This is a genomic window from Bradyrhizobium septentrionale (assembly GCF_011516645.4).
Lineage (GTDB): Bacteria > Pseudomonadota > Alphaproteobacteria > Rhizobiales > Xanthobacteraceae > Bradyrhizobium > Bradyrhizobium septentrionale.
On record NZ_CP088285.1, the window covers coordinates 129,151 to 141,793 of the forward strand.

General features: G+C 65.8%; 11 protein-coding genes. 4 read left to right on the plus strand and 7 right to left on the minus strand.

Features of this window, described 5'->3' with window-relative positions:
• Positions 1-109: 109 nt before the first annotated feature.
• The 3 genes from HAP48_RS02565 to HAP48_RS02575 are packed head-to-tail and all read right to left on the minus strand — an operon-like array spanning position 110 to position 4,003.
• Positions 110-1,093, minus strand: a complete 984-nt coding sequence (locus HAP48_RS02565) for an NAD(P)-dependent oxidoreductase (protein WP_166215020.1) — start codon at positions 1,091-1,093, stop codon at positions 110-112.
• Positions 1,094-1,105: 12 nt separating this feature from the next.
• Positions 1,106-2,962: a TRAP transporter large permease gene (locus tag HAP48_RS02570; RefSeq protein WP_166215018.1), complete on the minus strand. Its 1,857-nt coding sequence runs from the start codon at positions 2,960-2,962 to the stop codon at positions 1,106-1,108.
• A gap of 9 nt (positions 2,963-2,971) precedes the next feature.
• Positions 2,972-4,003, minus strand: coding sequence for a TRAP transporter substrate-binding protein (locus HAP48_RS02575; protein WP_166215016.1), 1,032 nt, complete (start codon positions 4,001-4,003; stop codon positions 2,972-2,974).
• Between the two features lie 161 nt (positions 4,004-4,164).
• On the opposite strand from HAP48_RS02575, the gene HAP48_RS02580 reads away from it, so the two are divergent.
• The 3 genes from HAP48_RS02580 (at position 4,165) to HAP48_RS02590 (ending at position 8,176) form a co-directional block, all read left to right on the plus strand.
• Positions 4,165-4,911, plus strand: a complete 747-nt coding sequence (locus tag HAP48_RS02580; protein ID WP_224496888.1) for a FadR/GntR family transcriptional regulator — start codon at positions 4,165-4,167, stop codon at positions 4,909-4,911.
• Between the two features lie 754 nt (positions 4,912-5,665).
• Complete coding sequence (locus HAP48_RS02585) at positions 5,666-6,397, plus strand: cytochrome c biogenesis CcdA family protein (protein WP_175612367.1); 732 nt, start codon at positions 5,666-5,668, stop codon at positions 6,395-6,397.
• 93 nt (positions 6,398-6,490) lie between these two features.
• Positions 6,491-8,176: a SulP family inorganic anion transporter gene (locus HAP48_RS02590; protein ID WP_166215010.1), complete on the plus strand. Its 1,686-nt coding sequence runs from the start codon at positions 6,491-6,493 to the stop codon at positions 8,174-8,176.
• Here HAP48_RS02590 and HAP48_RS02595 read toward each other — a convergent pair.
• The 3 genes from HAP48_RS02595 to HAP48_RS02605 form a co-directional block, all read right to left on the minus strand.
• Positions 8,173-8,571, minus strand: coding sequence for a hypothetical protein (locus HAP48_RS02595; protein ID WP_166215008.1), 399 nt, complete (start codon positions 8,569-8,571; stop codon positions 8,173-8,175). The genes HAP48_RS02590 and HAP48_RS02595 overlap by 4 nt on opposite strands.
• Positions 8,572-8,721: 150 nt before the next feature.
• Positions 8,722-10,077, minus strand: coding sequence for a Spy/CpxP family protein refolding chaperone (locus HAP48_RS02600; RefSeq protein WP_210292786.1), 1,356 nt, complete (start codon positions 10,075-10,077; stop codon positions 8,722-8,724).
• Positions 10,078-10,236: 159 nt separating this feature from the next.
• Positions 10,237-11,661, minus strand: coding sequence for an FAD-binding oxidoreductase (locus HAP48_RS02605; protein ID WP_166215004.1), 1,425 nt, complete (start codon positions 11,659-11,661; stop codon positions 10,237-10,239).
• 160 nt (positions 11,662-11,821) lie between these two features.
• Here HAP48_RS02605 and HAP48_RS02610 point away from each other — a divergent pair, with 160 nt between their 5' ends.
• Positions 11,822-12,310, plus strand: coding sequence for a thioesterase family protein (locus HAP48_RS02610; RefSeq protein WP_166217039.1), 489 nt, complete (start codon positions 11,822-11,824; stop codon positions 12,308-12,310).
• 14 nt (positions 12,311-12,324) lie between these two features.
• Here HAP48_RS02610 and HAP48_RS02615 read toward each other — a convergent pair whose 3' ends face one another.
• Positions 12,325-12,498 carry a DUF1328 domain-containing protein gene (locus HAP48_RS02615; RefSeq protein WP_021077209.1) on the minus strand — a complete coding sequence of 58 codons (174 nt, stop codon included), beginning with the start codon at positions 12,496-12,498 and terminating at the stop codon, positions 12,325-12,327.
• Positions 12,499-12,643 lie beyond the last annotated feature (145 nt).

Genomic DNA, 12,643 nt, shown 5'->3' on the forward strand with positions numbered 1-12,643 from the left:
TTGATTGATTGTCCGCGCGCTCGGGGGCCGCGGTTTTGCAGGATCAAGTTTGAGCTGGATGTAAAGGTCTTGTCCAGCCCCGCGGACGGCATTGGGATCAGTCGAACTTTCATGGCCGCGGCCGCCGCGTCCAGCGCTCGGCATTGACAGCGCCGACAGGTATCTCGCCGGCAATGATCTTCGCGACCTGGCGCACGGTTTCCGAGGATTGATGCTCGATCGCCTGCGGGGTCAGGCCGCCGACATGCGGCGTTGCGATCACATTGCGCAGCTTCGCGAGCTCCGGCGTCGGCATCTGGTCGGGCGCACGGCCGACATCGATCGCCGCGCCGGCAATGCGGCCATCGCGTAGTGCGGCCGCCAGCGCCGCCTCATCGACCAGGTTGCCGCGTGACAGGTTGATGAAGAATGCATGCTTCTGCATCCGCGCCAATGCGGCTTGCCCGATCAAATTCTCGGTCTCTGCGTTGGCAATCGCGAGACAGACGACATAGTCGGCGCTTGCCAGGAGATCGTCGAGCGGCAGATGCCGGATCGCGGCATCATCTGGCGTCACGAAGGGATCGGCGACCAGCACGTTCATCCCGAGCGCTTTTGCGATCCCGGCAAGATAGCGCCCGATGCTGCCATAGCCGATGATGCCGATTGTGCTTCCCGCAAGCTGGCGGCCCATCGCGACCTCGGGCGCCCTGCCCGCATGGTAGTCCGCGGTCGCCCGTGAGACGCCGCGCGACAGATCGACCATGAAGCCGAGCGCGAGCTCGGCGACCGACTGCACGAACCCGGCACTTGCCTGCGTCACGAGCACGCCGGCCGCGGATGCCGCGCCGACGTCGATGTTGCGGATATCGACCGCACAGCGCACGAAGGCGCAGAGCTTCGGCAGAAGCGGGAAGATTTCGCCGGGCCCCTGCGTCATGCGATCGGCGACGATGATGTCGACATCGGCCGACGCCTTGACCAGCGCAGCCGCATCGAGCGCCTCGTCCCCCTCGTGCAGCCTGACGTCGGCGACGGCGCGCAGGCCGTTCAGGCTGCGCTCGCCGTAATAGTCGCGGCGCATTTGCGGGGTGTGTGCGAGCAGTACCTTCACGCTTATCTTCCCCTAATATCCAAGCGCATGCGGCAAGGCCGTACTGATCGCGGGCACAAAGGCGATCACCAGCAGGCACAGCAACAGCAGGCCGAGATACCCAGCGATAGGCTTCACGGTCTGCTCGATCGGCACATTGCCGATCAGGCAGGCGCCGTAGAGCCCAAGGCCAAGTGGCGGAGCAAAGAGCCCGAGCCCCATCGCGATCACCAGCACGACGCCGAAATGCAGGGGATCGATGCCGAGCTTGACGGCGACCGGCAGCAGCAGCGGCCCGAAGATGATCAGCGCCGCGGCGCCCTCCAGCACCGAGCCCATCACCACCAGCACCGCGATCGACAGCAGCATGAACAGCCAGACGCCATGGCTGCCCGAGATCGCCAGCATGAGGTCGCCGACCGCGTGCGGCACCTGCTGCAGCGTCAGGATGAAGGCCAGCGACTGTGCGGCGGCAACGATGAACAGCACCAGCCCCGAACGAACAGCTGACTGCACGAAGCAGTGCGCGAGGCTCTTCGCGCCGAGCTCGCGGAACAACAGGCTGCCGACGGCGATGGCGTAGACCGCCGCAAAGGCCGAGATTTCGGTCGCGGTGGCGAAGCCGCTCTTGAAGCCGAAGAAGATCATGAAGATCAGCCCAACCGAGGCGATCGCGCCGGTCCACAGTCCCGACACCGCGGCGCGCGGCTCCGCCTCCACATTCGCGGCGGGACGCTTGCCGAAAATGATCGAGACCGCGATCAGCGCCAGCGCCATCAGCGCGGCCGGCAGCATGCCGGCGACGAACAGTCCGCCGATCGAGAGATTGGCGACGAAGCCGAGGATGATCAAATTGATGCAGGGCGGAATGGTCTCCGCCATCACAGCGGAAGCCGCGAGCAGCGCTACGGCCCCGCCCGGATTCTGCCGCGAGCGGCGCGCCGCGGGGATCAACACCGAACCGACCGCGGCGACATCGGCCATCTTCGAGCCGGAGATGCCTGAGAACAGCACCATCGACATCACCATCACGACATTAAGCCCGCCGCGCATGCGCCCGACCGCACGCTGCAGCAGCTCGATCAGCCGGACCGACATGCCGTTGGCTTCCATCAAATAGCCGACCAGGATGAAGAACGGGATCGCCAGCAGCACGAAATTGTCGATGCCGCGCGCCATCTGTTGGGCAAAGATCACGCCGGGCAGCGTGCCCTCCACCCAGATGAAGATCAGCGCCGCCAGCGCCAGCGCAAAGCCGATCGGCAGTCCGCCGAACAGCGTGAGGAAGAAGCCGACCAGCATCAGCGCCTGCGACGACGGCACGGACGACGGCGCCAGCGCATCCCAGGCCAGATAGAGGCCGACGATGACGGCCGTCGCGACGATGCCGGCCACCATGTCGCGGAGCGGGCGGCTACAGAACGTCTCGAACGCGAAGACCGTCATGAACGAAGCGCCGACGCCCATCGGATAGAACGTCCATTCCAGCGGCAGGCCGGAGCCGGAGGTCTGGCCGGTGGTGAGCCAGCCCATCTTGATGGCGTTGAACGCAACGGTGAAGGCGATGATGGCGGCAAGCAGCGCACCGACCGCATCGACGACCCGCCGCACGCCCGGCGGCAGCATGTCGACGAAGAAGGCGACGCCGAGATTCTCGCTGCGTGCCAGCGCGCTGGCCGCGCCGAAGAAGCTCGAACCGACCATCAGGCCGCGGGCGACGTCGTCGGACCACTCGACCGGCGCGTTGAACAGGAAGCGCGCCAGCACCGACGCGCAGACCACCACAAGATCAGCAGCCAGCAGCATCGCGGCGATCGCATCGCTGACGGCGAGCAGCGGCGCCGTGATCCGCTCAGCGCTGCTTCTGGGCGCGACTGCGGCGACCGACATGCGCCGACCTCAGGCCTGGGTGGCGCGGATCAGATCGACAACGGCCTTCGCCTCGGGCCGCGCCTTGATGAAATTGTCGGTCTGCGGCAGCACGCGCTTGCGGAACGCCTCCTTGTCGCATTCGACGACGGTGACGCCCTTCTCCGCCAAGGTCGCCAGCGCCTCCTTCTCCACCGCAAGGCCGTGCGCGCGGGTATCGATCGCGGCCTTGCTCGCCGCGTCGAGGAAGCCCTCGCGCAGCTTGGGGACCATGCGGTTGAAGCTGGTGTCGCTGAAATAGACCGCGAGCGGCGAGAAGATGTGCTGGGTCAGCGCATAGTGCTTCGACGTTTCGTAGAACTTGCTGGCGAGGATGGTCGGCGGATCGTGCTCGAGCCCGTCGAGCACGCCGGCCTGCAGCGCCGTATAGATCTCGCCGAACGCCAGCGGCGTCGCCGCAGCACCCATCAGCCGCAGGCATTCGGTGATGATCGGATTGGGCAGCGTGCGGATCTTCAACCCGGCGAGATCTTCCGGCGTCTTCACCGGCTTCTTCGCCAGCACGCTGCGCGCGCCGAAATTATAGGCCCAGCCGATGATATGGATGCTGGCGCCCTTGAGCAGCGCATCCTCGATCGGCTTGGCCGCGCCGGCGTCGAACGCCTTGGTCTGCTGCTGATAGCTGGTGAAGAGGTAGCCGAGGTCGAAGGTGCCGACCAGCGGCACCAGATTCGCCGAAATCGACGAGCCCGACACCATCAGGTCGATCACCCCGAGCTTGACCGAGTTGATGACGTCGATCTCCTGGCCGAGCTGGTTGTCGGGGAAGAAGGTGACGTCGATCTGCTCGCCGAGCCCGTTCGCCTTCAGGCTCTTGACCAGATTGTCGTAGTAGACGCGGCCGTTGGCGTATTTGGGATCGTTCGGCAGCGACGACGAGCATCGCATCTTCAGGGTCGCGGCCTCGGCGCGGCCGACGATGGCGGGCGCGGCGGCAAGCCATGCCGCGGCCGTGACCGACGATCGCAGCACAATGCGGCGGCTGACCCGGTTCGTCGTCATGATGGTGCTCCTCCCCAGGAACGGATCGTTATTGTGTTGGCCGCCCGCCTGAACGGCGTGAGCTTGGCAGCCTATTTGTCATAATGTATGACAAATCAGATACGGTTGTGCAAGAGCGCGGCGCGGCGGCGGCGCAGGCACCAACCGCAGCGAGGCTTCCGATGTTCCAGACATCCAACGCATTGCGTCGGAGCATGCACAGCCAGGTCACCGACCGCGTCGGCAGCAGCATCGTGCGCGGCGATATCGGCGTCGGCGAGACGCTCCCGCCGGAGATGCAGATCTGCGAGATGATGGACGTCAGCCGCACCGTGGTGCGCGAGGCGATCCGCACCCTGACCGGCAAGGGATTGATCGAGTCGCGCCCCAAGAGCGGCACGCGGGTGCGGCCGCCCGAGCAGTGGAACCAGCTCGATCCCGACGTGCTGCGCTGGCACCTCGAGACCGCGGAGATCGATCGCTATCTGGCCAAGCTGTTCCAGCTGCGCGCCGCAGTCGAGCCCGCCGCCGCAGCGCTGGCGGCGACCCATGCCGAGGCGGACGACATCGCCCGCATTCGCGCCGGCTGCGACGGCATGGACGCGGCCAAGACCAACGAGGACTTCGTCGCCGCCGACATCATGTTCCACCAGGCGATCTATTTTGCGACCCGCAACGAGTTCTTCTGGCCGATCGCACAGATGTTCGAGATCACGCTGCGCCAGAGTTTTACGATCGCCGCACCCGGCTCGCACCGCCCGCGCGCGCTGCGCGAGCACCGCGCTGTGCTGGATGCGATTGCGGCCGGCGAGGCCGAGGCGGCGCGCGCGGCGACGGAAGTGCTGCTGACGAATTCGGCCGACGATCTGGTGCGGATTCGCGGCCGCGAGTTCGAGACGCCGGCGGGCAAAGGCGCGCGCAAGCGGTGATGAGCGCACAACTCTCTCCCCATCGTCGTCCCTGCGAAAGCAGGGACGACCACGAGGATGGTTCTCGATTTCAACCTGTCAAACAACTTGCTCGGCGTTATCGCCCGGCTCGACCGGGCGATTCAGTATTCCAGAGACGCTAGTGCTTGAGCCGAGGGGCCGCGGCGTACTGGATCGCCCGGTCCCGTCTACGCCAAGGCTTCGACGAGGCCTAGATGCTCGGGCGCGCCGTAGCTTTAGCGGAGGCGGCGAGCCGGGCGATGACAGTGTGGGTGGGGACACAGCTTCGCGTTCTCGCGACATGAATCGTCCGAGCTTTGCATCTCGTTTCGCCCTCCTTTTGCAGAGGGCGCAGGGAAAGCCGGGTGCCGATCGCACCCATGGGCCCCGAGCAATGGGTAGAAAGCTCGGGGGGTAGGACCACAGGTGTAACCGGAAACACTCCGGCTTTCCCTGCGCGATGGGTTACGGCTTACTTCGTGCTCTCCCCGGCGAGACTGGGCTTGCTTGTCACCGCCCTCGCATCACGCCATCGTCCGACCAGCCGCGCAATCCGCGAACGATAGCGCCATTTTCCGCGAGCTGGCAAACCTTCGCGCGCTTTCGAGTACGCCACCGAGGTGCCGTTCCAATGCCCACCGGTGCGCCCGGACACGGTCCTGTGACCATAGTTGAAGGTATCGGTGACGAAACTTCTGGATTGTTGGCGGCGCAGACGCCAAGACAGAGGGACTATTCTTCGAAGGTTTCATTGATGCACGACGTCTCGATCCCGGCAGCCCTGATCGCCGGTCTGGTCAGCTTCCTGTCGCCCTGCGTGCTGCCGCTGGTGCCGCCCTATTTGATCTACCTGACCGGTGCGACCATCGAGCAGGTCAACCAGGACGGCGCCACCGCGGCCTCCAAGCGCGCGGTGATGATGGCGGCGCTGATGTTCGTGCTCGGGTTCTCCACGGTGTTCGTCGCGCTCGGCGCCAGCGCCTCCCTGGTCGGCGGGCTGGTGCGCGCCTGGTCGGCCGAGCTCTCGATCCTGGCCGGCATCGTCATCATCATCATGGGCCTGCACTTCCTCGGCATCACCCGGATCGGCCTCTTGATGCGCGAGGGCCGCATGACCGCGCCCAAGCCGGTCGGGCTGTGGGGCGCCTATGTCATGGGCCTTGCGTTCGCGTTCGGCTGGACGCCCTGCATCGGACCGATCCTGGCGGCGATCCTCTCGATTGCGGCTTCGGAGGCCACGGTGACGAAGGGCGCCGGCCTGCTCGCGGTGTATTCCGCCGGGCTCGGCATCCCCTTCCTGCTCGCCGCCTTCATGATCAAGCATTTCTCCTCGCTGTTCGCGCGGATGAAGCGCCATCTCGACACCGTCGAGCGCGTGATGGGCGTGCTGATGGTGGTCACCGGCATCGGCTTCCTGACCGGTGCGGTCTCCAACGTCAGCGTCTGGCTGCTGGAGACTTTTCCGGCGCTGCAATACATCGGCTGATGCGCTTCGCGCCTGCACAGGCCCCTGTCCGCTGGCTATTGGCTTCGCGATGTCCGAATATTCAAAAATCGCGGCAATCCACGTGGGAGACCGATGGGCCAGGATCATCCGACACGCGCCAGCTGGCCGGTCTTCCGTTCGCTTAAAGCGTTCCGGCCGAGCGACCTGCCCGGCGACCTGATCGCCGGGCTGACGCTTGCCGCGATCGCGATCCCGGAGCAGATGGCGACCGCGCGGCTTGGCGGCTTCTCGCCGCAGATCGGCTTCTTTGCCTTCATGGCGGGCTCGCTCGGCTTTGCGATGCTCGGGGCCAACCGCTACCTGTCCTGCGGCGCCGATTCCACGATCACGCCGATCTTCGCGGCCGGCCTCGCGCTGATGGCGACCGCCGGCTCGCCCGACTATCAGTCGCTGGCGATGGCACTGGCGCTGATGGTCGGCGCGATCATGATCGCCGGCGGCCTGTTCAAGCTCGGCTGGGTCGCCAATCTGCTGTCGACGCCGGTCACAGTCGGCTTCCTCGCCGGCATCTCCGTCCACATCCTGGTCTCGCAACTGCCGGGCGTGCTCGGCCTGACCACGCCGGACGGGCCGACGCTGTACAAGCTCGGGGTTCTCGCTGCAGAGATCGGCCAAACAAATTTCTATACGCTGGCGATCGGCCTCGGCGTGCTGGCGCTGGTCGCGGGATCGGAGAAGATCAGCGCGCGCATTCCAGGCGCGTTGATCGGCCTTGTCGTGGCCACCATTGCCGTGATCGCCGGCCATCTCGAAAGCAAGGGCGTCAAGGTGGTCGGCATCGTGCCGGGGTCGCTGCCGAAGCCGTCATTTCCGGACATCGCACCGGAGCGATGGATCAAACTGTTGTCGCTGGCAATCCTGATCGCCATCGTGGTCATGGTGCAGACCGCGGCGACGACGCGTTCGTTTCTGTCGGATCCGGACAAGCCGGCCGACGTCGATCGCGACTTCCTCGGCGCCGGTGCCGGCAGCCTCTTGTCCGGCCTGTTCGGCGCCTTCCCCGTCAACGCCAGTCCGCCGCGCACCGGCATCGTCTCGGAGACCGGCGGACGCACGCAGCTCGCCGGGCTGTTCGCCGCGACAATCGTGCTCGCGCTGCTCGCCTTCGGCGCGACGCTGCTAAAACACGTGCCTGACGCTGCGCTCGGCGGCGTGCTGCTGTTCGTGGCGCTGCGCATCATCCGCGTGAAACAGATCGTCGCGATCTTCCGCCAGTCGTTTTACGAATTCCTGCTGGTGCTGGCGACGGCCGCCGCGATCATCGTGCTGCCGATCGAGCAAGGCGTCGCGGTCGGCATCGCACTGTCGCTGCTGCACGGCATCTGGACCACGACGCGGGGCCAGCTGGTGGAATTCGTCCACGTATCGGGCACCACGATCTGGTGGCCGACGGGTCCGCACGTCACCGGCGAGCGCAAGCCCGGCATTGCCGTCGTCGGCCTGCAGGCGCCGCTGTCGTTCCTCAACGCGGAAGGCTTTCACAGCGACGTGCTCAAGACCATCGGCACGGCGACGCCGAAGCCGCTTCTGCTGGTGATCGAGGCCAGCGGCATGATCGAGATCGATTTTACGGCGGCGCAGGCGCTGCGCGATCTGTTTCGCGAATGCCGCGATGACGGCGTGACGGTGGCGGTGGCGCGGCTCGAATCCACGCGCGCGCAGGACGCGTTCGAGCGCTTCGATCTCTACGCGGTTCTGCCGCGGGATCACGTCTTCCGCAGCGTCGATGAAGCGGTGCGGACGCTGGGCCCGAGCTAGCCTGGCGACGGCTCGCCCTCGAGCGTCGGATGCTCCCTCAGGACGTCCGCCTTGATGGAATTGGTGTGGATGGCGCGGAACAGTGCCCGCCCCGTCTTGATGTTGTTGGCCTTCATGCAGAGGCTGACGATCTCGCGCACCGCGGAATCCCGCATCATCTCGTCGGTTATCTTCATCGCGATCTCCATCGCGGTCCTGGCGGCACGCTCGTAGCGCTCACGCTCGACCTGATGCTTGTTCGGCGAACGCTTGTCGGGCGCGCCGACCGCCTCGGCGCAGCCGGCGGCATCGCGGCAGATCGCGCGGATCCGCTGCGCAGCCTCGATATCGCCGAGCGGCTGCTCGACGGGATCATCCCAGATGTCTTTGCGCTTGGCCTTGCTGAACATCCACATCGCCGTACCCCGAAAGCGCGGCGAGCATAGCTGGCCTTGGCACAACCTGTGAACCGCAGAGTCCTCCGGGCGCAAAGCGAGATGCGCGCTATGGCATCATGGCCACACCGGAGCAGTCGATCCGGCAAGTGATGTGATGTCACACGCGCATCAAGCCGATCGTTGCGGCCCGATCGCCTCGAACTGCGCTTTTTGCTCGTCACTGAGGGTGGCGTAGAAACTCTCAAGCGCGGCGCGGACATCCTTGACGGCCTGCAGCATGACGTCGAGCCGCTTGGCAACGGAGGCGAGACGCGCCGGCGGGGTCATTGCCTCGTTGGCCTGGCACGCCGCCTTCAGTTTGCGGGCTGCATCGGCGCTGGTGTCCTGCAGCGCCTGGAGCGCTGCGCGCTGAGCGTCGTTGAGCTGCATCCGGGCCTGGATCTCGCTCGTCGGCCAATCCTGCGCGGCACCCTGCGCAGCGCCGCAGTTCCGGGCGACCGCCGCGTTCTGATCACCTTTGGGATCGCGCGCCGCGGCGTCCTTGCGCTGGTTGTCGGCGAGCGCGTTGAACCGCGCCTTCTGCTCGTCGTCGAGCAGGCCGTAGAATTTTTCCAGCGGCGGCCTGACGGTTGCGACTGCCGTCACCATCGCTTCGATCCGCTGCTGCATGGCGGCGAGGCGGTTCGGCGCGGTCAACACCACCTGCGCAGGACATGCCGCCCGAATGGTGCGGGCGGCGGCAAGCGACGCTTCGCCGAGTTCGCCGAGCGCAGCCAACTGCGCCTCGGTCGGCTGCACGGTATCCGCGATCTGATCCACCGGCAGGCCGGCGATCGAGCGGCTGTCATTGCCGCACATCTCTTCGATCCGCCCGCCGCCGCGATATCGGCGGCCCGGCCTGCGATCGGGCAGATAGCTCCTGAGATCGTCATAACCATAGGGACCGAAGATGCCGGCATAGATGTCCGGATAGCCGTAGCCCCAGAATCCGAGATCGTCGCCCCAGACCGCGTAGTCATAGATGTCGTTGTAGGCGAACGGCCAGAACAGCGGGCCGACCCAGCCATAGCCGCCGCCCGAATGCTGCCACCAGCCGCTGGCAACCGTCCCGCCGTGCCAGCCGGCGAGCGCCGCGGCCGCGGCGATCTGCGCACGCGCCGCCGGGTTGCTCAACAGCCGGCCGTTGCGCAATGCGCCGTTGCGCGACAGCGAGTTGAACGCATTGCGCATGTTGCCGCGCTGGCCGAAATTGGCCGCCCCGCGCGACGCGAACGCGCCATGGCCGGCGAAGCCTGATCGCGGGATCGCGTGCGAACGGCCGAACCCGCCATGATGGCTGCCGCCGAAATGCATGTGGCCGAAGCCATGCCCGCCATGTCGATGACCACCGCCATATCCATGGCCACCACCATGTCCATGGCCACCGCCGTGCCCGTGACCGCCACCATGGCCTCCTCCATGGCCGCCACCGTGTCCGCCGCCGCGGGCGATCGCGTCGCCCGACAGCGCCATGGCAACGATCATGACCGCAATTCCTACAATTCCGATTGCTCGTCCGATCACTTCTGTCTCGCTCCGCACCAATACACTACGGCACAGGAAAGACGCCGGACGGACCGAAAAGTTCCGCGCGATCGCGGCGCGCAACCGCTCGCGGATACTGCGCTGCTGAGTAATGAAGCCTCAGGCGGCGGGGACGATCTTTCCGGGATTGAAGATGTTCTGCGGATCGAGCGCCTGCTTCAGCGCCCGCATCGCGTCGAGCGCCTCCACCCCGAGCTCGGCCTTCAGATATTTCTGCTTGCCCTGGCCGATGCCGTGCTCGCCGGTGCAAGTGCCGCCCATCGATTGCGCGCGTTCGACAAGGCGATGCATGAACTCCTCGCCACGCGCCATCTCGTCCTTGTTGTCGATGTCGCAGACCAGCGAGCAGTGGAAATTGCCGTCGCCGACATGGCCGACGATCGGCGACAGCAGATTGAGCCGCTTCAGATCGTCCTCGGTCTCGGTGACGCAGTCGGCAAGCCGCGAGATCGGCACGCAGACGTCGGTCGCGACGACGCCGATGCGGTCGCCGGGACGCAGCGCCTTGACCGACCAGTAGGCGTCGTGCCGGGCCTGCCACAGCCTGGTGCGGTCTTCCGGCTTGGTGGTCCAGGAGAAGTCGCCGCCGCCGCATTCGGCGGCGATGTCGCGGAAATTCTTCGACTGCTCGGCGACCTCGACCTCGCTGCCGTGGAATTCCAGCAGCAGCAGCGGCGTCTCCGGCAGCGACAGTTTCGAATAACTGTTGCAGGCCTTCACCTGCTCGGCGTTGAGCAGCTCGATCCGGGCGACCGGGATGCCGGTCTGGATCGCGAGGATGGTCGCCTGGCAGGCGCCGCGCACCGTCTCGAACGAACAGGCGGCGGCTGCGATCGTTTCGGGAATGCCGCGCAGCTTGATGGTAAGCTCGGAGATGATGCCGAGCGTGCCTTCGGCGCCGATGAACAGATGGGTGAGATCGTAGCCGGCCGACGACTTCTTGGCCCGCGTGCCTGTGGTGATGATCTCGCCGTCGCCGCGCACCACCTTCAGCGCCAGCACGTTCTCGCGCATGGTGCCGTAGCGCACCGCGTTGGTGCCGGAGGCGCGGGTGGAGGTCATGCCGCCGAGCGAGGCGTCGGCGCCGGGATCGATCGGAAAGAACAGGCCCTGATCGCGCAGATGCTCGTTGAGCGCCTTCCGGGTCACGCCGGGCTGGATCACGCAGTCGAGATCCTCGGCATGCACCTCGAGCACCTTGTTCATGTCGCGCAGATCGATGCAGACGCCGCCCGCCGGCGCATTGACCTGGCCCTCGAGCGAGGTTCCGGTGCCGAACGCGATGACAGGCACCCGATTTGCGGCGCAGATCCGTACCACGTCCTGAATGTCAGCCGTCTCCTGCGCCATCACCACCGCATCCGGCGGCTGGTTCGGCAGCCATGTGGTGGTATGGGCGTGCTGTTCGCGCACGGCCAAAGACGTGACGAGCCGGTTGCCGAACCGTGCCGCCAGCGCGTCGATCGCGCGCTTCAGGGCCTGCGGCTCAGGTCCCGTCAAATTGCTCGAAATCGTTGTCGCCACGTCAAATTTCCTCCCGGCTTTAGCCGACCGTGGCAAAGCTTGTATAAGGGGTCAAGAGAGCCGGACTTGAAAAAGTGGCCGCCGGAGTCACAGAAAAGCTCATGCTCGAACGCCAACAGACCAGGGATGGATCATGACGTCAGTGACTGCCGCGAGCGAGATGCCGATCCCGCCGGCCCCGTTCAAATCCTCGTTGATGCAGATCGAGCCGCAATGGATCGATTACAACGGCCACCTCAACATGGCCTACTACAACGTGATGTTCGACCGCGCCATCGACGAGATGTGGCTGCAGCTCGGCATCGGGCCGGCCTACATGAAGGCGCGCCACTGCTCGACCTTCACCGCCGAGTGCCACGTCCGTTATTTGCGGGAGATTCATCTCGGCGATCCCGTGCAGGTCTCGGTCTTCCTGCTCGGCGCCGACGAGAAGCGGCTGCACACCTTCGAGGAACTGCGCCACGCCACCGAGGGCTGGCTCTCGGCGACCTCGGAAAACCTCACGCTGCACATCGACATGGAGGCGCGCAAGGTGGCGCCGTTTCCGCCTGACATCCAGGCACGCGCCCGGGCGATCGTGGAGAGCTATGCGGGCGTACCGCGTCCCGAGGGCATCGGCCGCAACGTGGCGATGCCCTCGGCGAAGTAGATTTTGGCGCTTCGCTAAACTCGCGTGCGGCCGCGCGCCAATCCGACCACCGCCGACACCAGGAACAGGATGATGGCGATGAAGAAGATCGCCTTGGCGATTTCGATCGAGGCGCCGGCGATGCCGCCGAAGCCCAGAATGCCGGCGATCAGGGCGATGACCAGGAATGTGACGACCCAGCTCAGCATGATCAAACCTCCGCTTCGTTTCCTTGCTCGTTTTGCCGGCGCGGACCTCTGCCCGGCGCCGAACTTGTTGAAACAATCCTGCGGGGAAACGCTGGTTCCTGACCGCGAAACCGCGAAATTTTCGCCGATTTCAGGAACCAGGCCG

Bases quoted from the DNA above. Each gene is read 5' to 3' on its own strand.
- HAP48_RS02570 (WP_166215018.1), bottom strand. From the start codon at position 2,962: ATGTCGGTCGCCGCAGTCGCGCCCAGAAGCAGCGCTGAGCGGATCACG.
- HAP48_RS02585 (WP_175612367.1), top strand. From the start codon at position 5,666: ATGCACGACGTCTCGATCCCGGCAGCCCTGATCGCCGGTCTGGTCAGC.
- HAP48_RS02580 (WP_224496888.1), top strand. From the start codon at position 4,165: ATGTTCCAGACATCCAACGCATTGCGTCGGAGCATGCACAGCCAGGTC.
- HAP48_RS02615 (WP_021077209.1), bottom strand. From the start codon at position 12,498: ATGCTGAGCTGGGTCGTCACATTCCTGGTCATCGCCCTGATCGCCGGC.
- HAP48_RS02590 (WP_166215010.1), top strand. From the start codon at position 6,491: ATGGGCCAGGATCATCCGACACGCGCCAGCTGGCCGGTCTTCCGTTCG.
- HAP48_RS02595 (WP_166215008.1), bottom strand. From the start codon at position 8,571: ATGTGGATGTTCAGCAAGGCCAAGCGCAAAGACATCTGGGATGATCCC.
- HAP48_RS02575 (WP_166215016.1), bottom strand. From the start codon at position 4,003: ATGACGACGAACCGGGTCAGCCGCCGCATTGTGCTGCGATCGTCGGTC.
- HAP48_RS02600 (WP_210292786.1), bottom strand. From the start codon at position 10,077: ATGATCGTTGCCATGGCGCTGTCGGGCGACGCGATCGCCCGCGGCGGC.
- HAP48_RS02610 (WP_166217039.1), top strand. From the start codon at position 11,822: ATGCCGATCCCGCCGGCCCCGTTCAAATCCTCGTTGATGCAGATCGAG.